Genomic DNA, 20,402 nt, shown 5'->3' on the forward strand with positions numbered 1-20,402 from the left:
ACCCTGGCCGCTCCGGGGCGTCGGTACGGGGAGTGGGCCGGGGCGTCGGTACGGGCGGGCGGGCCGCTCAGACGCCCGACGGCGCGGGGAAGGACAGCCCGCCGCCGGACGGCTCGTGGGGGAGCCGGTGCAGCAGGTAGTCGACCGCGTCGCGGGCCCAGGCGTCGGGGGCCGGGTACGCGTGGTGCTCGTCGGGCAGGCAGGTGGCGAGCATGGCGGTGTCCACGGCGCTGTGCGGGGCGACCGCCACCACCTTGACGTGCTCGGGGACCTCCTTGGCCACCGCCTCCACATAGCCCTCGACGGCGAACTTGCTCGCGGTGTAGGCGGCGAGGTGCTCGCGCGGGTTGCGGCCCCAGCCGGAGGAGACGGCCACGAAGGTGCCGCCGGCGGCCAGCAGCGTCGGCAGGAAGGCGTGGGCCATGGTGTGGACGCCGTCGACGTTGACCCGCATCAGCGCGCTGAAGTCGGCCGGGTCCACCTCCCAGACCGGCCGCTGCGGGTGGATCGTCCCGGCGTTGGCGATGACCAGGAGAGGCGCCCCGAGCTCGGCGACGGTGGTACGGGCCCACCCGGCCACCGCCGCGGCGTCGGTGACGTCCACCGCCTCCACGAGGTGGCCGGGGCCGAGCGAGCGGCGCAGTTCGGCGACCGCGCCGGCGGATCGCCCGCAGCCGGACACGGGGTGCCCCGTCTGGGCGAAGCGCAGGGCGAGCGCCCTGCCGATCCCCTGGGTGATGCCGGAGATCACCACAGGGCGCCTGTCACTCACGGTGTTTCGTCTCCCGTCGGGTCATGCGGGTGGTGCCAGTCGTGCGGGTGGTGCCGGTCGTACCGGTCGTGCGGGTGGTGCCGGTCGTGCGGGTCGCGAGCGGTCGTGGAGGCGTGGCGCACCTCCCCGTCGGGGGTGAGGTCCCAGACGAGCCGCGACCGCCCGGCCGCGGCGCCGGCCAGCACGTCGCCGGCGCCGAGGAAGGCGTACCGCTCGACGAACAGGAAGCCGGTGCCGGCTTCCGAGGCGGCCAGCAGGTCCTGGCGGGCGTCGCCCACGAGTACGGTCCGGTGCGGGGCCGAACCGGTCGAACGGAGGATATCCGCAAGGCGTTTGGCCTTGGGAAGCTCACCGCCGAGCACGCTGCGGAAGGCCGAAAGAAGACCGTGGTCGGCCAGGACCTTCTGCGCTTCCGAGGTCAGCGTGCCGGTCGCCACGTGTAGGTCCGCGCCCCGGCCGGCGAGCTCCCGGACGAGCTCGCCGGCGCCCGCGCACAGCGGCGCCGTCCGGTACCGCTCGGCGAGCAGTTCGGCGTAGCCGGTCGCGTAGCGCGCCAGGAACTCCTCGAACTCCGGCCCCTCGCCGTCCCCGCCGAGGCGGCCCCGGTGGAAGGCGGCGAAGTGCTCGCGGCGGGACCGGCCGAAGGTGCGCCGGAACTCCTCCAGGAAGTCCTCGACGACGACCGGCCCGAAGTCGGCGAGGGCGGCCCGCATGCAGGCCACCTTCACCTCGTTCGAGTCGACGAGCACCCCGTCGAGGTCGAACGCCACCGTCTCGTGGCCGGCCAGCCAGCCGAGCAGCCGGTCAGCCATGGCCGAGCGCGTCGGCCAGGGCGCCCTCCGAGAAGGTGGAGGCGCCCGCGGCGGCCAGGGCCCGCAGCGCCCGCAGCTTGCCGTCGAGGCCGTGCGCCTGCGCCTGTTCGAGGCGCTGCACGTAGCTGGGGTGCACGCCGTGCATCCCGGCGAGCGCGTAGAGCGGGCCGGCCCCCCACCGGTGCTTGTCGTGGAGCGGGAGCAGGTGGCGCGCCGTCGTCTCCAGCAGGGAGGCGAGCCGGTCGGCGTCGGCCCCGAGGGCGGCGAGCAACTGCTCCGTACGGGTGTTGCCGGCGCCGCGCCCCATGCCGAGGACGGTGGCGTCGAGCCAGGTGGCCCCGGCCCCGGCGGCGGCCAGGGTGTTGTGCAGGGCGAAGCCCTGGTTGTCGTGGGCGTGGACGCCCACCGGCGCCGTCTGCCCGGCGGTGAACCGGCCGATCAGGTCCGCGACCCGCCCGGCCCGCATGGAGCCCAGCGAGTCGGCCACGTAGACCGCGGTGAGCGGGCCCATGCCGGCGACCGTGCCGACGAGTTCGCCGATGCGGGCGTCGTCCAGCAGGTCGATCTGCATCAGGTTGAGGCAGACGCCGAACCCCGCGTCGCGCAGCGAGGCCACCAGGTCCGCGGCGGCGGCGGTGCGGTGGGAGTGGACCGCCACGCGTACCAGCTCCACGGGCAGGGACGCGGCGGCCAGCCGCTCCGCGAGGCGGGGCCCCGGGTCCGGCTCGCCGGTCAGCCGGGCGGCGTCGACCATCACCGCGTAGCGCAGCGACGGGTGGCCGGCCAGCGTCGCGGCCAGGCCCGGGGGCAGCCCGTCCGGCAGCCTCCCGTACGGGCCCCGGTCCGTCTCGGCCAGCTGGGCGTAGCCCAGCTCGACCACGTCGACGCCCGCGGACGCACAGGCGGCCAGGTAGTCCTCGACCAGCGTCCCGTCGAAGTACCAGTCGGTGTAGTACCCGCCGTCGCGCAGGGTGCAGTCGAGGACGGTCAGCCGGGAGCGGTCCGGGCCGGTCACTCGTCTTCCAGGTCGGGCAGGACGCCGGTGAAGTCGACGTGGTGGATACGGCGCATGGGGGCCCAGTTGAGCTTGCCGTCGTTGCCGGGGTGGCGCTCCAGCAGGCCGCCGTCGGCGTGCATCATGTCGTCCCACTCCTGGACCCTCGGGTGCAGGTCGTTGGCGCGCAGGAAGTCGCGGACCGGCTCGAAGTGGTCCTCCGCCTCGACGTACATGAAGAGGGTGAGCGGGTCGATGTGGAAGATCTGCAGCTTGCGGACGCCGATGGTGTCGAGGGCGCCGCCGGGGCCGACGATCTCGGGCCACACCTCGCGGTGCAGGGCGATGTACTTCTCGGCGGCGGCCTCGTCCTTCAGGCGGATGGTGAAGGCGTGGTTCTTCATCGGGACAGCTCCTTGGCGAGTGCGAGAAGGTTCTCGTAGGTGTGGTGGACCTCGGTCCAGGTCTCGTCGTCCAGCGTGTGGCCGCTGGGGCCGCGGACGAGGGTGTTCCTGGCGAGCCCGCGCTCCTTGAGGAAGCGCTTGGCGATCGACAGGTAGTAGTCGGTGCTGTTCATCATGTGACACATGAGGTAGGAGAGCGGATGCCCGATCCGCTCGGCCTCCTCGCGCCTGCCCTCCTCGAGCAGGCGCCACAGCACGACGACGATCTCGGCGATCTCGGTGGCGGGGATGGTGCCCACCAGACCGCGCCGGTGGCAGTCGAGCAGCATCATGCCGCCGTCGCCCTCGAAGATCCGGGCCCGCCCCCCGGTGGCGTCCCTCAGCTGGCTGACCCGCGGCGGGGTCGGCTGGGCCTCGGGCTTGTACAGCACGCGCTCCTCGCCGTACTCCTCCAGCAGCCGCGCCTGCGCGGCGATGCTGAGGGGCTGCTTGGCCAGGCTCTTCGCGTGGTGCACGATCACCGGGATGTCGACCGACTCGATGACGCGGCGGTAGTAGCCGACCATCGCGTCGTCGTCGAGCGCGACCGTGGCCGGGTGCATGACGAGCAGCGCGTCGACGCCGGCCTCCTGCGCGTGGCGGGAGTACTCCACGGCCGCCTCGGCGGTCTCCGCGCCGGTGCTCATCACGGACACGCCGCGGCCGGCCGCCGCCTTCGCGCACAGCTCGGCGACGCGCAGCCGCTCGGCGTGGGTGAGCCGCAGCACCTCCGAGACCTGGCCGACGACGAAGCCGTCGCACCCGACGTCGAACATGTGCTCCGTCTGGACGAAGAAGGCGTCCTCGTCGAGGGCCCCCCGCTCGTCGTACGGCATGAGGATGACCGGGAGGACCCCCCGGATGGGCTGGGTCATGACACGCTCCTGTGCTGGGCGTCGGTGGACGTTTCGGGGCGGGGGACATCGGTGCCGGTGATCCGGCGGGCCACTTCGGCCCCGGTCCACGGGGCCATCTTGAAACCGCCGCCGTTGAAGCCGGTGGCGAGCAGCACACCGGGGGCGCCGGGCAGCGGGCGCACCCAGTTCCCCTGGCCGGGGGCGTGGCACTCGGCCGCGCGCAGCCCGCCGCCGCCGCTGCCGCCGTCGAGCCACCGCCATCTGCGCCCGCCGGCCCGCTCGATGAGGCGGGAGTGGGCGGGGTCGACGCGCTGCGGTTCCGCCGTGCAGCGCCGGCCGGTGGGGTGCCCGACGTAGACACCGCCGGAGTCCGGGTCCGGCCTGCCGTTGATCTCGTGGACGTCGTCCATGAAGGCCGGCTGTCCGGCCGGCGGGGTGGCGGGGTGCCGCAGGTCCACCTGGATCGCCTGGTTCCACAGGTCGTGGGGCAGGCCCCAGGAGGTCAGCAGCTCGGGCGTCCACGCGCCGGTGGCCAGGACGACCGTCCCCGCGAGGAGGGTGCCCGCGTCGGTGCGTACGCCGCGGACGGCGCCGCCCCGGCGGAGCGGCTCGTGGACGCGGACCCCCTCGACGAGCCGGCCGCCCTTGCGCCGGCCGGCGCGCAGCCAGGCCCGGGTGACCTCGTCGGCCTCCAGGTAACCGGACTCGGGCTCCCACACGGCCCCGGCGGACCCGTCGTGGAGAAGCGTCCCGAAGCGGCGCGTCACCTCGTCCGGTTCGAGCCACCGGGCCGGTGCGCCGGCGGCGGCGATCCGCGCCGCCTCGGCGCGGGCGGCCGGCGCCCGGCCGGCGCTCGGCCAGTAGAGGAAGCCGCAGGTGTGGAAGCGCACGTCGAAGCCGGTGTGCCGGGCGAAGGCGTGGAAGTACCGCCAGCCGTACAGCGCCCGGTCGGTGAGCTCGGGGGTGTCGTGGTAGCAGCGCACCACGCCGCCGCACCACGCGGTGGTGCCGCTGCCGCCGCGCCGCTCGTCGACGAGCGTCACCGCCACGCCCCGGGCGGCCAGTTCGTGGAAGACGGCGGCGCCGACGACCCCGGCGCCGACCACGACCACGTCGGTGGAGGGCAGGTCACTCATGGGCACCGCTGAGGGCCGCCGGGCGGTCGTCGGCCGTGGTGCCCGCCGGGCTGTGGTCCGCGGTGGTGCCCGCCGGGCGGTCGTCGGCGGTGGTGCCCGCCGGGCGGTCGTCGGCGGGGGCGCCGTCGCGCAGGATCGAGTCGAGGATCTCACCGGCCCGCACGGCCACCATCGACAGCAGCGACGAGGTGATGCCGTGGGTGTGCTCGGTGCCGCCCTGGGTGTAGACGCCGGCCAGGACGGACGGGTCGGTCTGCACGCGGTAGTCCCGCCGCACCTTCAGGCGCCCCTCCTCGTCGCGGAGGAGACCGCAGCCGCCACCGAACAGCTCGGTGATGTCGTGCGGGGCGTAGCCGGTCGCGAAGACCACGGCGTCGGCGTCGAGTTCGCGCTGCTCGCCGGTGGCCAGGTCCGTCATGGAGACCGTGACGGCGTCGGCAGTCTCGCGCACCGCGGTGACCCGGGAGACGTTGAGGATCCGCAGCCGCTGCTCGCCGCGCACCTTCTCCGCGTACTCCCTGCGGTACAGCTCCTCGATGAGGTCCAGGTCCACCACCGAGTAGTTGGTGTTGCGGTGGTAGTCCATCAGCCGCGCCTTGACCCGGTCGTCGGCGGCGTAGTAGACGTCCACGGCCTCCGGGTCGAAGATCCGGTTGGCGTAGGGGCTGTCGTCGGCGGGGCTGTAGCCGAAGCGCGAGAGGACCGCGCAGACCTCGGCGGACGGGTACGTGCGGTGCAGGTACTCGGCGCACTCCGCCGCGCTCTGCCCGGCGCCGACCACCACGAACCGCGCGGGCGCGGCGCCCTCCTTGAACTCCGCCGTGTGGTGCAGGAGTTCACCGCTGTGCCAGACCCGATCCGAGGCGGCCACGCCCTCGGGCAGCCGGGGCTGGAGGCCGCAGGCGACGACGACGTTCCGCGCCCGGTGGACGACCTCCCGGCCGTCGCCGCCCCGGACGGCCACCTCGAACAGGCGCGTCTGCCCGTCGGTGGTCACGGGGCGCACGGCGGTCACCTCGGAGCCGTAGCGCACCAGGTGGCCGACGCGCCCGGCGGCCCACTCGAGGTAGTCGTGGAACTCCTCCCGGGTGGGGAAGAAGGTCTTCTGGTTGATGAAGTCGACCAGCCGCCCGCGCTCGTGGAGGTACGACACGAAGCCCGCCCGGCTCACCGGGTTGCGCAGGGTGGCCAGGTCCTTCAGGAACGACACCTGCATGGTGGCGCCGTCGATCAGCAGACCGCGGTGCCAGCCGAACGTCTGCTTCCGCTCCAGGAAGAGCCCGGTGACCCTCTCGCCGGGCGCCGCCGCCTCGTTGTGCTCGTCGAGGGCGATCGCCAGAGCGAGGTTGGCGGGGCCGAAGCCCACCCCGACGACGTCGTAGACGTGATCGGGATCCACGTGTGACTGCGGTGCAGACATGTCCATCCTTATGAGTTCCGCGCTCCGGTGACCGGACATGCGCAGAGGAAGCAGAGCAAGCAGGGGAATACCGGAGGTGCCGTGCGGCCGGACCGGCGGTGCCCCCGCATTCCGGCGTACAGTCCGGAAGCGGACGCGGAAGTGCATTCGGCGGTGATGTCCGGCCGGTCACGCGAACGGTGTCAGGAACCCCACGCGGAATCGGAATCCGCGGTTTCCGCCGCCTTCGGCTCCAGGAGGTCGTATGCCGTGGAAACGTCGTGGCGCGCGTGTGGCGCGGCGCTCGCGAGTCTGTGAATCCGTACCTGTCCCATGCGCTGTCCCCCATCAGGCGAGCATCAGACGAGCTATAGAGAGCTATAGAGAGCTATGGAGAGCTATGGAGAGCAATAGACGAGCAATGGACGAGCAATAGACCGCGATCTTGCGGTGAGCGTCATCGTGTACCGGAATACTCCCGTCACTCAAGGTCGGTTAGGGTTCGTGATCGTGAACTGCGGGATCACGAAGGTCGGACAAATGCGTGCGCGCGCCTGCGAACCGGATGAATCGTCGTGCCTGCTCTGTGCCCGGGGGCTGGCCGTGTACCGGGAGGCCGTCGGCAACGGCAGCCTGTCCGCCGAGCGGGCGGTGGAGTGCGTGGTCCGGCTCGGGTTACTGCGGCCCGCACCCGGCCAGGACGGGCGGCTGGTGCCGGTACCGCCGGCGGGCCCGCTGGCCCAGGCCCTGCGGCCGCACGAGGAGAGCATCGCCCAGAGCAGGACCTCGATCGCCGCCATCCAGGCGGCCTTCGCCTCCGCGGAGGTCGCCTACTCGGAGCTGAGCCATCCGGAGAGCGCGCAGCTGACGCTGCTGACCGGCCCCACCGCGATCAGCGCGGTCCTCGGCCGCGCCGTGGAGTCCTGCGAAGAGGAGCTGATCACCGTCCAGCCCGGGGGCGGACGGGCGGAGGGGTACCTGGCCGAGGCCCTGCCGCGCGACCTCGGCGCCCTGGCGCGCGGGGTGCGCCAGTACACGCTCTACCAGCACACCGTCCGCACCCACCGGCCCACGCTGGAGTACATCCGGCGCATCGTCGCCGCGGGCGGGGAGGTCCGCACCACCTGCGAGGTCGACGAGCGGCTCATCGTCTGCGACCGGCGGGTGGCCTTCATTCCCGTCGACGACCAGCGCAGCGAGGCGGCGCTCATGGTCCGGCACCCGGCGGTGGTCCGATTCCTCGTCCGGGGCTTCGAGCGGCTCTGGGAACGCGGCATCGAGATGACCGAGGAACCGGCGCCGGGCCGCCCCCCGGCCATGGTCTCGGACCTTCAGAAACGGATGCTCCATCTGCTCGTCGGCGGCCATACGGATGCCTCCATGGCGAGCCGGCTCGGGGTGAGCACGCGCACCGTCTCCGAGTACATCCGCAAGATCTCGCAGCAACTGGGAAGTTCCAGCCGAGCGCAACTCGGATATCTGATAGCCACCAGCGGACTTCTCGACCAGGGCTTCCCGGAACGCGACGGCGAGGCCCTTTGAAACAGGCGCCTTTCCCTTTCGCGGCCGTGTGCTATGGTCCGGCTCGGGCGATGCCGAGGGTGAATGCGGGCAGCGCCGCCGAACACTCCGGTACAGCGGATGTGTTCACGCCCCGCCCGTTTCGGCACGGCAGCGCGCGGGGCGCACGGCCGCCCGTTCCACCGCCGCCGGCGCTCCGCTCTCGGCCCGGGTCCCCCGGACCGCCCGGACCGCCCGGACGTCCCGTCATGGAGGCGGCGGCCTCCGCTCCCCTCGTCGCCCGCGCTCCCCACCACCGCGGCACCTCCGGTTCTCCGGCCCCGCCGCCCCGCCCGCCGCCTCGCCCCGTCCGGCGGCGGGCCCGTCTCCGCACACCGGTGCCTGCGGCATCGGACAGCGCTTCCGCACGGTTGTGAGGTTCCCTTGATCACGAAGATCCGCATGTCCCCGTCGGCCGCCTCCGAGGAGTTCGGCATGGCGTGCCAGCGACTCATCCCCTGGCAGGGCGCCGAGGGCGAACAGGAGCCGCCCGTCGGTGCCATGGCGTGCTTCCTGCCCGCGGGCGGCAGCTCCGACCCGGACTGCCACGACCAGGACGAGGTCATGATCGTCCTCTCCGGCTCCGGCACCCTCGACCTCGCCGGTGAGACGACCGCCTTCGAGGCGGGGGACCTGCTGGTGCTGCCGCGCAACCTCAGCCACGTGGTCCACAACCCCACCGACTCCGTCCTGACCTGGGTGTCCGTCTACTGGCCGCTGCACGAGCCCAAGGCGTAGGCCGGGCACGCACAGCCGCCCCGCCCGCCCCCGGCCGCCGGGCCCGCCGGTGCGCCCGGCCCCCGGCGGGCCGCGCCGGTCGGGCCTGCGTCGGCCCGTGCCGGCCCGCGCCCGAGCCGACCGCGCCGCGCCACCCCGCGTACCCCCACCCGTCCACGCGCCCGTCCACGCGCCCGACAGCCGTCCGCGTCTCCCGGCCCGCCGCGCCCGCGAGCCGTCCCTGCCCAGGGACCACCCGCGCCCGCGTGCCATCCGAGCCCGGGAGCGGCCCACGCCCGCGTGCCGTCCGCGACGGCCCGCACCCCACCCCGACCACGTCCGAGCCTCCCGGCCCACCGGCCCCGTGAAAGAAGGAAGCGTCGCATGACCACCCGCACCTGGATCACCGCGACACCGCCCACCCCGAACGGAGACCTCCACGTCGGCCACCTCGCCGGCCCGTACACGGCCGCCGACGTCCTGCGCAGGTTCCTCACCGCCGACGGCGCGGACGTGCGCCTCACCACCGGGCTCGACGACCACCAGGGCTACGTCGCCGTACGGGGGATCAAGGACGGCGGCCGCAAGCCGGAGGAGGTGGCCGACCACTACGGCGCCTCCGTCACCCGCACCTGGAAGGCCGCCGCCGTCGAGTTCGACCACATCGTGCGGCCCCGGCGGGACGCCGGGTACCAGCAGTTCGTCCAGTCGTTCTTCAGCGGGCTGTACGAGGCCGGCCACATCGTGCCGCGCACCCGCCCGCTGCCGTACTGCGCCTCCTGCGAGCGCTGGCTGTACGAGGGCTACCTCGTCGGCGGCTGCCCCCTGTGCGGCGCGTCCAGCAACGGCAACGCCTGCGAGCCCTGCGGGCGCCCCAACGAGTGCGGTGACCTCACCGACCCCCGCTGCGTGCCCTGCGGCGCGCCCGCCGAGCTGCGCGACGCGACCCGCCTGTACTTCCCGCTCGCCCCGTTCGCCGAGCGGCTCGCCGCCTTCTGGGCCGAGGTCGACATGCCGCCGCACCTGCGGGCGCTGTGCGAGCGGATGCTCGCGGACGGGCTGCCCGAGATCGCGGTCAGCCACCCCGCGGACTGGGGCGTGCCGGTGCCGGTCGACGGCTACGAGGACCAGCGGATCTTCGTCTGGTGCGAGATGGCCCCCGGCTACCTCTGGGAGCAGGACCCGCGGGGCGGGACGCTCCCCGAGACCGGGCCCGTCCAGTTCTTCGGCTTCGACAACGGCTACTTCCACGCGGTGCTGTTCCCCGCGCTCTTCCTCGCGCACGACGAGGCCACCCCGCTGCCGCGGGCCTTCGTCGTCAACGAGTTCTACCAGCTGGACGGGTTGAAGTTCTCCACCAGCCGCCGCCACGCGGTCTGGGCGCACGAGGCCCTCGCCGCCTGCGGGGCCGACGTGCTGCGCCACCACGTCCTGGCCGACCGCCCCAACGGCCGCGAGACCAGCTTCAACCTCGAAGCACTCGAACGCACCCGGCACCACCTCGCCACCCTGTGGGACGGCTGGCTGGGGCGGCTGCTGACGGCCGTGGAGCGGGACTGCGGCGGCCGGGTACCCGAGGAGGCCCCCGCCGGGCGCGCCTGGGAACTGCTCCGAGGGCGGCTCCACCGGATCGCGGACGAGCTGCGCGAGGCGTACGGCGTGACCGGCTTCGACCCCCGCCGCGCCGTCGCCCTCCTGGACGAGGCGGTGGCCTGCGCCGCCGACTTCGGTCACGTGCACGCCCACGAGCGCGCCCGCCCCGACGGCGCCGCCGCCCACCGACGCGCGCTCGCCGCCCAACTCGCCGTGGCTGCCGCCCTGTCCGCGTGGGCGGCGCCCGCGCTCCCGGTGGGGTCGGCGCGGCTCGCCGCACTGCTCGGCGTGCCCGCGAACGGCCGGGTGGACGCGTCGGCCCTCGCCCCGCTCCCCGCCGGACGGGCCGTCACCGCGCCCATCGGGGCGGTCTTCGGTGGGTGAGCGTCACGGGACGCCGGTCCGCGTGGCGGTGGTGGGCCCCTTCAGCGGCCCCCGCGCCGCCTGGGGGGAGCTGCTCACCAGGGCCGTCCGGGCCCGCACCGGGGCCGGCGCGATCGTCTGGGAGGCCCACGACGACCTGGGCGACGCCGACCGGGCCGCCCGGGTGGCCGAGGCCGTGGTCGCCGACGGCGGGTACGCGGCCGTCATCGGCCACTTCAACAGCATGGGCGCCGCCCGCGCCCTCCCGCACTACCGGGCCGCCGGACTGCCCCTGCTGCTGCCGCTGGCCACGATGCCGGGACTGCTGGACGGCACGCGCGGCGCCCTGCGCTGGTGCCCCGACGACACCGGCCAGGTGGCGGCGATCCACCGGGCGGCCGCCGAACTGGGCCTGGGGACACCGTCCGTGACGCACGACGGGAGCGCCTACGGGCGCGCTCTGGCCCGCCGCTTCGAGGCATGGGCCACCCCGTCCGGCACAGGGTCCGGCCTGCCGTCCGGCACCCCGTCGAGCACTCCGCCGGACACGTCCCCGGACTCATCGCCGGACGCGTCCCCGGCCACGGTGTCGCACGGGGAACCGGGCCCGGCGCCGGACCCCGCATCGCCGCCGGGCGGGGACCCGGCCCCGCGGGCGACCGTCGTCTGCGGAACCCACTTCGGAGCCGCCGCCACCGCCCGGAGCCTCGGCGAGCGGGGCCTCGCCGGCGCCCGGTTCTTCACGGACGACTGCGCCGTCGAGGACTTCGCCCGGCTGCTGGGGCCCGAGGGGGCCGGCGACGCCCGTGTGGTCGCCCTGCGCGGGGGACCCGAAGCCCAGGTGGAGGCGGCGTTCGACTGCCTCGTACGCGCCCTGGGGGAGGAACCGGACGCGCGCGGCGAGCGGCTCCTGGAGGTCCTGCGCCGGCACGCGTGGATCGCCTTCACGGACCACGGCGACCCCGTGGACGCGGCCGACGCGGCGGGCTGGGAGGTCGTGCCCGTGCGCGACCTCGTACACCGGACCGCGCGGACGCCCCGGCCCGTGGCCACGGACGTCGTGGTCGTCGGCGCGGGGGTGGTGGGAGCGGTCACCGCCGCCGCGCTCGCGGAGCAGGGGCTCTCCGTCGCCCTCGCCTCTCCCGGCCCGGACGCCCCTTCGGCCACCGCCTGGTCGGGTGGCCTGGTACGGGCCTACGACCCGGACCCGGAGCTGCGGGCCCTGGCCGTCCGCAGCCACCGGCTGCTGTGGGGCGGGGACCCGCGGCGGGCCGCCGCGTGCGGCTTCCACCGCACCGGCTCGCTGGTCCTGCTCGGGCGGGCCGACGTGGACGAGGCGCGGCGGGGCCTCGCCGAGCTGCGGGCGCAGCGGATCGAGGCGGAGCTGCTCGCCCCGGCGGAGATCCACCGGCGCTGGCCGGACCTGGCCCTCGGCGACGAGGTGGCGGCCGGGCTGTTCGAGCCCGGCGGCGGGTACGCCAGTCCCGCGGCGACGGCCGCCTTCCACCGCACCGCGGCGGTGCGGCACGGGGCCATGGTGCTGCCGTACGGCCCGGTGCGCACCCTCGGCCCCCACCCGGACGGGGTGGAGGTGGGCACGGCGGCGGGGACCGTAGTCGCCGGGCAGGTGGTGGTCGCCGCCGGTGGCGGCGCCCCGGAGCTGCTCGGGGAGCGCCTGACGGCGCGGCTCGGCCCCGTCGCCCCGCGCACCAAGCGCATCCGGTACGCCTTCTTCGCCTCCGGTGGCCGCGAGGTCCCGGCCGTCAACGACCTGACGACCGGGATGTGGGGCCGCCCCGAACGGCACGGACCGCTGTCGGGGACGCATCTGACGGGGCGGCCGGTCGAGGAGTGGGACGTGCCGCCGACGGGCGGGGAGGTGCTGGACGACGCCCAGGTGGCCCACATCCGGGAGGGGGCCGCCCGCCGGTGGCCGTGGATCGCCGACGCCCCGTTCCGCGGCGGGCGGTACGGGGCCGACCTCTACCACCCGGACGGCCCGCTGCTGGGGCACCTGCCCGGCGACCCGCCGGTCGTCGCGTCGGTCTGCTGGTCGGGGGGCGGGTTCAAGACCGCGCCCGGAGCGGCCGAGCGCACCGTGGAGCTGGTCCGCGCGGCGCTCGGGAGGTGACCCGGCGCACGGTCCGCCGGCCGGCTCGCCGCCGGCCGGCGGACCGCCGGGCCGTCAGAGGTACTCGCCCCAACCGCCCTGCGCCATCGTCTGGAACGCCCAGACGCCGTCCCGCCTGATCAGGATGTCGGCGTACCGCAGCCTCCGCTCCTCGCCCCCGGCGGTCATGGTCGAGTCGGTGAAGACGACGGCCATGGAGGGGGAGAGGAAGACGGGCGTCCGCGTCGACTCGAAGGAGATGTCGCCGCCGCCCTCGCCCATCACGCCCGTCATGGTGGCGACGAACCGGTCGCGGTCCCACTGCGCCGACCGCCCGTCGCCGTGCGCGTCGTCGCTGACGAGGTTGAGCGGGAAGACGGCCATGTCGGCCATCCCCTCGATGTCGCGCCGCGCGCTGCGGGCGTCGTACTCGGCGAACCACGCGTTCAGCCCGGCACGGTCCTCGGCGGTGGGCACGTATCCGGTCTCGGGCAGAAGGGTCACACGGGCTCCTCACGATGCGGTGGTCAACTTTGACTAGAGCAAGGTATCCCCGGAGGGCTGTCTAGTCAAACTTGAATACTGTCTTGGTCGTAGTGACGTGGACCACATCTCTCTCCAGGGGGTCACGGTGGAGCGCCCAGAGCCGGGTCCACGCGGCCGCGTTCCGCCGAAGTCGGGGTGTGCTCCCGCCGGGCGAGGCGACGTTCCGGAGAGGGGCGCGGCGGGGCGCTCTCATGGCGCCGGCTCCCGGCCCCTTCCGCGTCCCCGTCCCGGATCCCGGCAGGGGGGGCGAACGGTGCGGGAGAAGGGCGAGGAGGGCCGCCGGGGGAGGCGGGAGGGCCGTGCAACGGCAGCGGGGGAGCGGAGCCTTGTGGCCGCCGCCGTGCGGGAGACCGGGCGGTGGGGTGCGCTCGCGGGCCGCGGGCCCCGCGCTCGGGGCGGGGCGGGGCGGGGCGGCACGTCCTGGAACGGAAAGACGACCGGGGCCGCCACCCCCCACAGGAGAGGCCCCGGTCGTCGTCCGCGGGTCCGCAGGACGGCCCCGTATTCCTTACAGCGCCGGGGGTGCGTTTTCTGTCACACCTCACCGCGACCCCGGCCCGTTGCATGTTGTACAAACGTGGACGAGATACGGCAGCAGCACGTACCGTGCTGCTTCGCGCTGGGCGGACCGGCCTGGTGTGCCCTGCCGCGAGACGAACGGGTTGTGGGAGTGCTGGGGGACGACGCGGAGCTGACCGCCGCGGTGCTCGCGGCACAGGACGGGGACGAAGACGCCTTCCGTACTGTGTACCGCGCTGTGCACCCGCGGTTGCTCGGATACCTACGGACGCTGGTCGGGGACGGGGAGGCCGAGGACGTCGCGTCCGAGGCGTGGCTCCAGATCGCCCGCGACCTCGGCCGTTTCAGCGGCGACGCCGACCGCTTCCGCGGCTGGGCGGCGCGGATCGCGCGCAACCGCGCCCTCGACCACCTGCGCATGCGCGGTCGCAGGCCCGTCCAGGGGGGCGACGAGACGGAGCTGACCGACAAGCCCGCCGACTCCGACACGGCCGGGGAGGCGATGGAGGCCCTCGCCACCGGCCGCACGATGAACCTGATCGCGCAGCTCCCCCAGGACCAGGCGGAGGCGGTGATCCTCCGGGTCGTCGTCGGCCTCGACGCCAAGAGCGCCGCCGAGGCGCTCGGCAAACGGCCCGGCGCGGTCCGAACCGCCGCCCACCGCGGGCTCAAGCGGCTCGCGGAACTGCTCGGCGCGGGCGACCCGCCCGGCGCCGCGCTGAGCGCCGTACCACCGCAGCCCGGACCCCGTGCCGGGACCGGCGCACAGACCCCGGACGCGCGCCGTGCTGTGACGCATTCGCGCCCGCGGACGCAGAAGGACATGTGATGGCCGACGAGCGGAATGAGTGGCTCGACCACGAGGCGGCGGAACGACTGCTGCGGGGCGAGCCGGTCGACGCCGACGACGACTACACACGGTGGCAGGCCGAACGCCTGTCGCGAGCGCTCGACAGCGCACGGGGCGTGCCCCTCCCGGCGGGCCCCTCGGGCGAGCTGCCCGGCGAGGAGGCCGCCCTCACGGCGTTCCGCGCGGCCCGCGCGGGGCGCGCGGCGGCGCCCCGCGCCGGCGCGGGCTCGGACCTGGGCTCCGTACGGATAGGGGGCGCCCCACGCCCGGCGCGCCGCAGCGGACCGCGCGGCTGGCTGCGCCCGGCCCGCTGGGGCCTCGCCGCCTCGGTCGCCGGACTCGCGGTGGGCGGCGTCGCCGTCGCGGCGAGCACGGGCGTCCTGCCCGCCTTCGGCGGCCACACCGCGCCCGGCCCCGCCTCGTCGGTCGCCGCTCCCGCGAAGCCGCCCGTGCCCGCCGCCCCGACGGACGCCCCCGGCGACTCCACCGGACCGGGGTCGCCGGCGAGCCCCGGCGGCACGCCGTCCACCACGTCGCCGCCCCCGTCGGCGCGTCCCGGTGGGAGCGCCACGGCCGGGCACGGCGCGCCCGATGACAACGATGGCGCCTCGCCGGGCCGCGCGGAGGCCGACTGGGGCCGCACGGCGACGAGGGCACCGGACGGCACCTGGTCCGCCGCGGTCACGCAGGCGTGCCGCGACCTGCGCGACGGCCGCCTCGACGCGGCGCGCCGGCACCAGCTGGAGCACGCGGCGAAGAGCAGCGGGGGCGCGCAGCGCTTCTGCGACCAGGTCCTGACGGGTGGCGGCCACCGGCACAGCGCCGGCACGCCCTCCTCCGGCACCGGGACGTCGTCCGGCGGCGGTTCGTCCTCCGGGAGCGGCGCGGGGGCCGGCCAGGGCGCGGACACGGGCAAGGGCGGCGGCAAGGGCGACAGCGGCAAGGGCGGGGAGGGCACGGGCGACCGCGGCAGCGCCGACCCCGAACGCAAGCCGGCGAAGCCGCCCAAGACCACGTCCGAGACGAGGCCGAAGCCCGGCAAGGCGGCGGCGAAGCCCGCGAAGAAGAGCGCCCCGGCGAAGCCCTCCGGCACCCGGCAGCACGCGTCGGCGGCCGGGTCCGCACCCGCCGCCCCGCCCCGCTGACACCCGATCCACTCGACGCCGTACGGGCTCGGGCGCCCGTGCCGCCCTCGCGTCCCCGTGCCGCCCTCGCGTCCCCGTGCCGCCGTCAGGTCCACGCGTGCCGCCGTCGCGTCCCCGGGTCGCCCGCGTTCCCGTCCACCCCGCGCGCGCCGTAGCCGTACGTGCCCCCGGCGCTGCCGTACCCCCGGCGCTTCCGCGCCCCCGCGCCCCGGTCCGGCGCCCCCGGCCGCGCCCCGGCGCCAGGGGCCCGCCTCCCCGAGCCGCACCCGGGTATTAGGCCGTGCCCGGCACCGAGCGGCGTCCCCAGCGGCGCCCCGGCGCCAGGGGCCTGCCTCCCCGAGCCGCAGCCGGGTACCAGGCCGTGCCCGGCACCGAGCGGCGCCCCCGGCCGCGCCCCGGCGCCAGGGGCCCGCCTCCCCGAGCCGCACCCGGGTACCAGGCCGCAACCGGCACCGAGCGGCGTCCCCAGCGGCGCCCCCGGCCGCGCCCCGGCGCCAGGGGCCCGCATCCCCGAGCCGCACCCGGGTACCAGGCCGCAACCGGCACCGAGCGGCGTCCCCGGCCGCGCCCCGGCGCCCACCCACCGGCCGCCCCGCCCCCGCCCCGGTGGCGCACCACCGCGTACGCCCGCGTCCCCGGCGCCGGCCCCGCGCCCTCACGCCACCCCGCGCGCGCCTCCGCGCTTCCCCACCACCCCGCGCCCACACGCCTCTGACCTGCGCTTTCCTCATCGCCGGGCGCAGGTGTGACACTTTTCGAGCCGGTGACGCAGTTATGAGTGAGCCGACTGGTCATCGGCGGCGCGACGAGCCGGGGTTCCCCCCGTACCTACGGCTCACGCGCGTATGGCGCGGGCGGGACACGTTCCCCCGGTCCCGCCCGCGCCCTTTCCCTTCGCTTCCCTCCGCCTCCCGGTGTCCGTGCCCGGGTCTCGCGGATCACCAGTGGACGACCACCTTGTCGCCCACCCGGACCTGCTCGAAGACCTTCGCCAGACGCGCCTCGTCGCGGACGTTCACACAGCCGTGCGAGGCGCCGTTGTAGCCGCGCGCCGCGAAGTCGGCCGAGTAGTGCACCGCCTGGCCGCCGCTGAAGAACATCGAGTACGGCATCTCCGAGTGGTACAGCGTCGACGTCCACGTCCGCTCCTTGCGGTCCACCTTGAAGGTGCCCTCGCGGGTCGGCGTGTTGACGGAGCCGAAGCGGACGTCCATCGCCGAGACGACCCGGCCGTCGATCATCCAGGCCAGCGTCCGGCTCTCCTTGCTGATGCACAGCACCCGGCCGGTCATGCACCGCGGGTCCGGGGTGTCGAGCGCGTTGCTGGTCGGCGGCCGCAGCTCGTTCGCCGTCGGCTTCCGGGTCATCCCGACGAGCTTCGTCCAGGTCGTCTCGTCCACCCAGCCCGTCGCCGCGAGGCCCCGCTTCGTCTGGAAGGCGGCGACCGCGTCGGCGGTCAGGGAGCCGTAGAAGGCGGTCGGGCCGCGGTCGAAGTACCCGACCTGCCGCAGCCGCGCCTGCAACTCGCGCACCTGCTCGTTCTCCATGCCCTTCGTCATCAGCACCTTCCCGCCGGACCGCGCGGAGGCGGACGCCGACGGCTTGTCGTCGCCGTACGAGGGGGAGGGAGCGGGCGAGGACGGGGCCGGCGAGGAGGCGGCGGGGGAGGGCGAGGCCGAGGCCGGGGCGGACGGCGACGCGCCCGCCGGGGACGACGCGCCCGCCGGGGACGGGGCGGCCGACGGGGACGCGGACGCCGAGGACGCCGGGGACGGCGCGGCCGGGGACGAGCCCGCGCCGGCCGCCCCCACGGCCTGGGCGGTGCAGCCGGTGGCCAGGGCGAGCGCGGCGGCGGCGAGCACGCCTCTCCGTATGGCGGTGATACGACGGTGCATGTCAGCCCCCGGGGTTCGATCGTGTGTAGGTAGGGATACTTCCCCGTCGCCACCGGTTGCCCGACACCGGGGTGGTGTGACGATGCCGTGACGAGACCGGGACCGCGTCCCGGCCCCGGGCCGGGTGGGGCCGGCCGGGGGCTGTGAGCAAGGTCCCAGCGTGCGGCTCTCCACCGGCCGCACGCCCGCCGCTACAGTCCGTCGCGAGGGTCGGTACCTGCGAGTAGGTCTATCGGGAAGGCACAGCACATGGCGCGCGAGTCGGAGTCGGGACTGCCCATCGAGCCGGTGTACGGGCCGGACGCCCTGGCCGGCTGGGAAGCGGCGGAGAAGCTGGGCGAGCCGGGCTCGTACCCCTTCACCCGGGGCGTCTACCCGACGATGTACACGGGCCGCCCCTGGACCATGCGCCAGTACGCCGGGTTCGGTACGGCCGTCGAGTCCAACGCCCGCTACAAGCAGCTCATCGCCAACGGCACCATGGGTCTGTCCGTCGCCTTCGACCTGCCCACGCAGATGGGCCACGACTCCGACGCCCCGATCGCGCACGGCGAGGTCGGCAAGGTCGGTGTGGCGATCGACTCCGTCGACGACATGCGCGTCCTGTTCGACGGCATCCCGCTGGACAAGGTCTCCACGTCCATGACGATCAACGCGCCCGCCGCGCTGCTCCTCCTGCTCTACCAACTCGTCGCCGAGGAGCAGGGCGTCCCCGCCGACAAGCTCACGGGCACGATCCAGAACGACGTGCTGAAGGAGTACATCGCGCGCGGCACGTACATCTTCCCGCCCAAGCCGTCGCTGCGCCTGATCGCCGACATCTTCCAGTACTGCAAGGCCGAGATCCCGAAGTGGAACACCATCTCGATCTCCGGCTACCACATGGCGGAGGCCGGGGCCTCGCCCGCGCAGGAGATCGCCTTCACCCTCGCGGACGGCATCGAGTACGTCCGCACGGCCGTCGCCGCCGGCATGGACGTGGACGACTTCGCGCCCCGCCTGTCCTTCTTCTTCGTCGCCCGCACGACGATCCTGGAGGAGGTCGCCAAGTTCCGCGCGGCCCGGCGGATCTGGGCGCGCGTGATGCGCGAGGAGTTCGGCGCCAAGAACCCCAAGTCGTGGATGCTGCGCTTCCACACCCAGACGGCGGGCGTCCAGCTCACCGCCCAGCAGCCGGAGGTGAACCTGGTCCGCGTCGCCGTCCAGGGCCTCGCGGCCGTGCTCGGCGGCACGCAGTCGCTGCACACCAACAGCTTCGACGAGGCCATCGCGCTGCCCACCGACAAGAGCGCCCGCCTCGCCCTGCGCACCCAGCAGGTCCTCGCCTACGAGACGGACGTGACGGCGACCGTCGACCCGTTCGCCGGGTCGTACGTCATCGAGAGGATGACCGACGAGGTCGAGGCCCTCGCGCTCGAACTGATGGGCAAGGTCGAGGAGCTGGGCGGCGCCGTCAACGCCATCGAGCGCGGCTTCCAGAAGAACGAGATCGAACGGTCCGCCTACCGCATCGCCCAGGAGACCGACAGCGGGGAGCGGGTCGTCGTGGGCGTCAACCGCTTCACGCTCGACGAGGAGGAGCCGTACGAGCCGCTCCGCGTCGACCCGGCGATCGAGGCCCAGCAGGCCGAGCGCCTCGCCAAGCTGCGCGCCGAGCGGGACCAGGCGGCCGTCGACGCGGCCCTCGCGGAGCTGAAGAAGGCCGCCGAGGGCACGGAGAACGTCCTGTACCCGATGAAGGACGCACTCAAGGCCCGCGCCACGGTCGGCGAGGTCTGCAACGCGCTGCGCGAGGTGTGGGGCACGTACGTCCCGACGGACGCGTTCTGACCCTCCCGCACGGCCACGCGGCGGCCACGCGGCGGCCACACGGCGGCCGCGTGGCGACGCACGGCGACGGCATGGCGACGGCATGGTGACGGCGCGGCGACGGCCGTGCCCGGCCGCCGTTCCAGTCGGCGAAATCACACGGCGGAGTGCCGCACGGCTGTGCGACACTCCGCCCCATGCTGGGTGTCACCGACCTGCCGACCTACCTGGCCGGCCTCCTCGTCATCGTCCTCCTGCCGGGCCCGAACTCGCTGTACGTGCTCTCCGTCGCCGCCCGCGGCGGGACACGCAGGGGCTACGTCGCCGCCTCCGGTGTGTGGTGCGGCGACACGGTCCTCATGACCCTGTCCGCCGCCGGCGTCGCCTCGCTGCTCCAGGCGAACGCCGTGCTGTTCGGCATCGTGAAGTACGCCGGCGCCGGGTACCTCACCTGGCTGGCCGTGGGGATGCTGCGGGCCGCGTGGTCGATGTGGCGGGGCCGCGGCGAGCAGGCCGAGGCGGTGCGGGAGGCCGTCCCGGAGCCGGACGGGGCGGTGCGCGCGGCGGGGCGGGAGCGGCCGTTCCGCAGGGCCTTCGTGATCAGCCTGCTCAACCCGAAGGCGATCCTGTTCTTCGTCGCGTTCTTCGTCCAGTTCGTCGACCCGGCGTACGCCTACCCGGCGCTGTCGTTCGTCGTCCTCGGCACCCTCGCGCAGGTGGCGAGCGTCCTCTACCTCTCCCTGCTGATCTTCGCCGGTACCCACCTGGCCGCCGCGTTCCGCCGCCGCAGGCGCCTGTCTGCGACGGCCACGTCGGCGGCGGGCGCGCTGTTCCTGGGCTTCGCCGCGAAGCTCTCGCTCGGCGGCGCCTGAGGGCCGGGGC

The 20,402-nt window shown here is 74.9% G+C and carries 17 protein-coding genes; 8 read left to right on the forward strand and 9 right to left on the reverse strand.

Annotated elements, in window-relative coordinates; all coding sequences use genetic code 11:
• Positions 1–67: 67 nt before the first annotated feature.
• Genes CP974_RS19115 through CP974_RS19145 form a run of 7 tightly spaced genes read right to left on the reverse strand, consistent with a single transcriptional unit; the run spans position 68 to position 6,434 of the window.
• On the reverse strand, positions 68–772 hold the full coding sequence (locus CP974_RS19115; protein ID WP_031131891.1) for an SDR family oxidoreductase: 705 nt from the start codon (positions 770–772) through the stop codon (positions 68–70).
• Positions 769–1,584, reverse strand: a complete 816-nt coding sequence (locus CP974_RS19120) for an HAD family hydrolase (protein WP_051839444.1) — start codon at positions 1,582–1,584, stop codon at positions 769–771. Before CP974_RS19120 ends, CP974_RS19115 begins: the two co-directional genes overlap by 4 nt.
• On the reverse strand, positions 1,577–2,599 hold the full coding sequence (locus CP974_RS19125; RefSeq protein ID WP_051839442.1) for a hydroxymethylglutaryl-CoA lyase-like TIM-barrel protein: 1,023 nt from the start codon (positions 2,597–2,599) through the stop codon (positions 1,577–1,579). The genes CP974_RS19120 and CP974_RS19125 overlap by 8 nt, the downstream gene beginning before the upstream one ends.
• On the reverse strand, positions 2,596–2,982 hold the full coding sequence (locus CP974_RS19130) for an L-rhamnose mutarotase (RefSeq protein ID WP_031131886.1): 387 nt from the start codon (positions 2,980–2,982) through the stop codon (positions 2,596–2,598). The genes CP974_RS19125 and CP974_RS19130 overlap by 4 nt, the downstream gene beginning before the upstream one ends.
• Positions 2,979–3,896, reverse strand: coding sequence for a dihydrodipicolinate synthase family protein (locus CP974_RS19135; RefSeq protein WP_031131884.1), 918 nt, complete (start codon positions 3,894–3,896; stop codon positions 2,979–2,981). Before CP974_RS19135 ends, CP974_RS19130 begins: the two co-directional genes overlap by 4 nt.
• On the reverse strand, positions 3,893–5,014 hold the full coding sequence (locus CP974_RS19140; protein ID WP_031131883.1) for an NAD(P)/FAD-dependent oxidoreductase: 1,122 nt from the start codon (positions 5,012–5,014) through the stop codon (positions 3,893–3,895). Before CP974_RS19140 ends, CP974_RS19135 begins: the two co-directional genes overlap by 4 nt.
• Entirely contained in the window at positions 5,007–6,434 is a 1,428-nt protein-coding gene (locus tag CP974_RS19145; protein WP_078915608.1) for a lysine N(6)-hydroxylase/L-ornithine N(5)-oxygenase family protein, read from the reverse strand. The genes CP974_RS19140 and CP974_RS19145 overlap by 8 nt, the downstream gene beginning before the upstream one ends.
• 519 nt (positions 6,435–6,953) lie before the next feature.
• Between CP974_RS19145 and CP974_RS19150 the strand changes: the two genes are divergently transcribed.
• The 4 genes from CP974_RS19150 to CP974_RS19165 all read left to right on the forward strand — a co-directional run bounded on the left by CP974_RS19150 (position 6,954) and on the right by CP974_RS19165 (position 12,777).
• Positions 6,954–7,955: a helix-turn-helix transcriptional regulator gene (locus tag CP974_RS19150; RefSeq protein ID WP_037937926.1), complete on the forward strand. Its 1,002-nt coding sequence runs from the start codon at positions 6,954–6,956 to the stop codon at positions 7,953–7,955.
• A 402-nt stretch (positions 7,956–8,357) separates the two neighbouring features.
• Complete coding sequence (locus tag CP974_RS19155) at positions 8,358–8,711, forward strand: cupin domain-containing protein (protein WP_037937924.1); 354 nt, start codon at positions 8,358–8,360, stop codon at positions 8,709–8,711.
• A 363-nt stretch (positions 8,712–9,074) separates the two neighbouring features.
• Positions 9,075–10,667, forward strand: a complete 1,593-nt coding sequence (locus CP974_RS19160; RefSeq protein ID WP_031131876.1) for a methionine--tRNA ligase — start codon at positions 9,075–9,077, stop codon at positions 10,665–10,667.
• On the forward strand, positions 10,660–12,777 hold the full coding sequence (locus CP974_RS19165; RefSeq protein WP_078915606.1) for an FAD-dependent oxidoreductase: 2,118 nt from the start codon (positions 10,660–10,662) through the stop codon (positions 12,775–12,777). Before CP974_RS19160 ends, CP974_RS19165 begins: the two co-directional genes overlap by 8 nt.
• Before the next feature lie 54 nt (positions 12,778–12,831).
• On the opposite strand, the gene CP974_RS19170 is transcribed toward CP974_RS19165, so the two are convergent.
• Positions 12,832–13,260, reverse strand: a complete 429-nt coding sequence (locus CP974_RS19170) for a nuclear transport factor 2 family protein (RefSeq protein WP_031131873.1) — start codon at positions 13,258–13,260, stop codon at positions 12,832–12,834.
• 712 nt (positions 13,261–13,972) lie between these two features.
• On the opposite strand from CP974_RS19170, the gene CP974_RS19175 reads away from it, so the two are divergent.
• The gene (locus CP974_RS19175) at positions 13,973–14,650 is read left to right on the forward strand and encodes an RNA polymerase sigma factor (RefSeq protein ID WP_031131871.1); all 678 of its coding nucleotides are present in this window, start codon (positions 13,973–13,975) and stop codon (positions 14,648–14,650) included.
• Positions 14,650–15,816 (forward strand): hypothetical protein, encoded by a 1,167-nt coding sequence (locus CP974_RS19180; RefSeq protein WP_051839438.1) that lies wholly within the window; start codon positions 14,650–14,652, stop codon positions 15,814–15,816. Before CP974_RS19175 ends, CP974_RS19180 begins: the two co-directional genes overlap by 1 nt.
• Before the next feature lie 938 nt (positions 15,817–16,754).
• Here the strand turns inward: CP974_RS19180 and CP974_RS19185 are convergent.
• Complete coding sequence (locus CP974_RS19185) at positions 16,755–17,711, reverse strand: L,D-transpeptidase family protein (protein ID WP_037938789.1); 957 nt, start codon at positions 17,709–17,711, stop codon at positions 16,755–16,757.
• Between the two features lie 249 nt (positions 17,712–17,960).
• Between CP974_RS19185 and CP974_RS19190 the strand changes: the two genes are divergently transcribed.
• Both CP974_RS19190 and leuE read left to right on the forward strand, forming a co-directional pair.
• Positions 17,961–19,541: an acyl-CoA mutase large subunit family protein gene (locus CP974_RS19190; RefSeq protein ID WP_031134650.1), complete on the forward strand. Its 1,581-nt coding sequence runs from the start codon at positions 17,961–17,963 to the stop codon at positions 19,539–19,541.
• Between the two features lie 176 nt (positions 19,542–19,717).
• Positions 19,718–20,392 (forward strand): leucine efflux protein LeuE, encoded by a 675-nt coding sequence (gene leuE / locus CP974_RS19195; protein WP_031134648.1) that lies wholly within the window; start codon positions 19,718–19,720, stop codon positions 20,390–20,392.
• Positions 20,393–20,402: the final 10 nt, after the last annotated feature.

It is taken from the genome of Streptomyces fradiae ATCC 10745 = DSM 40063 (assembly GCF_008704425.1).
GTDB lineage: Bacteria > Actinomycetota > Actinomycetes > Streptomycetales > Streptomycetaceae > Streptomyces > Streptomyces fradiae.

Bases quoted from the DNA above. Each gene is read 5' to 3' on its own strand.
- CP974_RS19185 (WP_037938789.1), bottom strand. From the start codon at position 17,711: ATGCACCGTCGTATCACCGCCATACGGAGAGGCGTGCTCGCCGCCGCC.
- CP974_RS19135 (WP_031131884.1), bottom strand. From the start codon at position 3,896: ATGACCCAGCCCATCCGGGGGGTCCTCCCGGTCATCCTCATGCCGTAC.
- CP974_RS19190 (WP_031134650.1), top strand. From the start codon at position 17,961: ATGGCGCGCGAGTCGGAGTCGGGACTGCCCATCGAGCCGGTGTACGGG.
- CP974_RS19140 (WP_031131883.1), bottom strand. From the start codon at position 5,014: ATGAGTGACCTGCCCTCCACCGACGTGGTCGTGGTCGGCGCCGGGGTC.
- CP974_RS19145 (WP_078915608.1), bottom strand. From the start codon at position 6,434: ATGTCTGCACCGCAGTCACACGTGGATCCCGATCACGTCTACGACGTC.
- CP974_RS19150 (WP_037937926.1), top strand. From the start codon at position 6,954: ATGCGTGCGCGCGCCTGCGAACCGGATGAATCGTCGTGCCTGCTCTGT.
- CP974_RS19120 (WP_051839444.1), bottom strand. From the start codon at position 1,584: ATGGCTGACCGGCTGCTCGGCTGGCTGGCCGGCCACGAGACGGTGGCG.
- leuE (WP_031134648.1), top strand. From the start codon at position 19,718: ATGCTGGGTGTCACCGACCTGCCGACCTACCTGGCCGGCCTCCTCGTC.
- CP974_RS19180 (WP_051839438.1), top strand. From the start codon at position 14,650: ATGGCCGACGAGCGGAATGAGTGGCTCGACCACGAGGCGGCGGAACGA.
- CP974_RS19160 (WP_031131876.1), top strand. From the start codon at position 9,075: ATGACCACCCGCACCTGGATCACCGCGACACCGCCCACCCCGAACGGA.
- CP974_RS19130 (WP_031131886.1), bottom strand. From the start codon at position 2,982: ATGAAGAACCACGCCTTCACCATCCGCCTGAAGGACGAGGCCGCCGCC.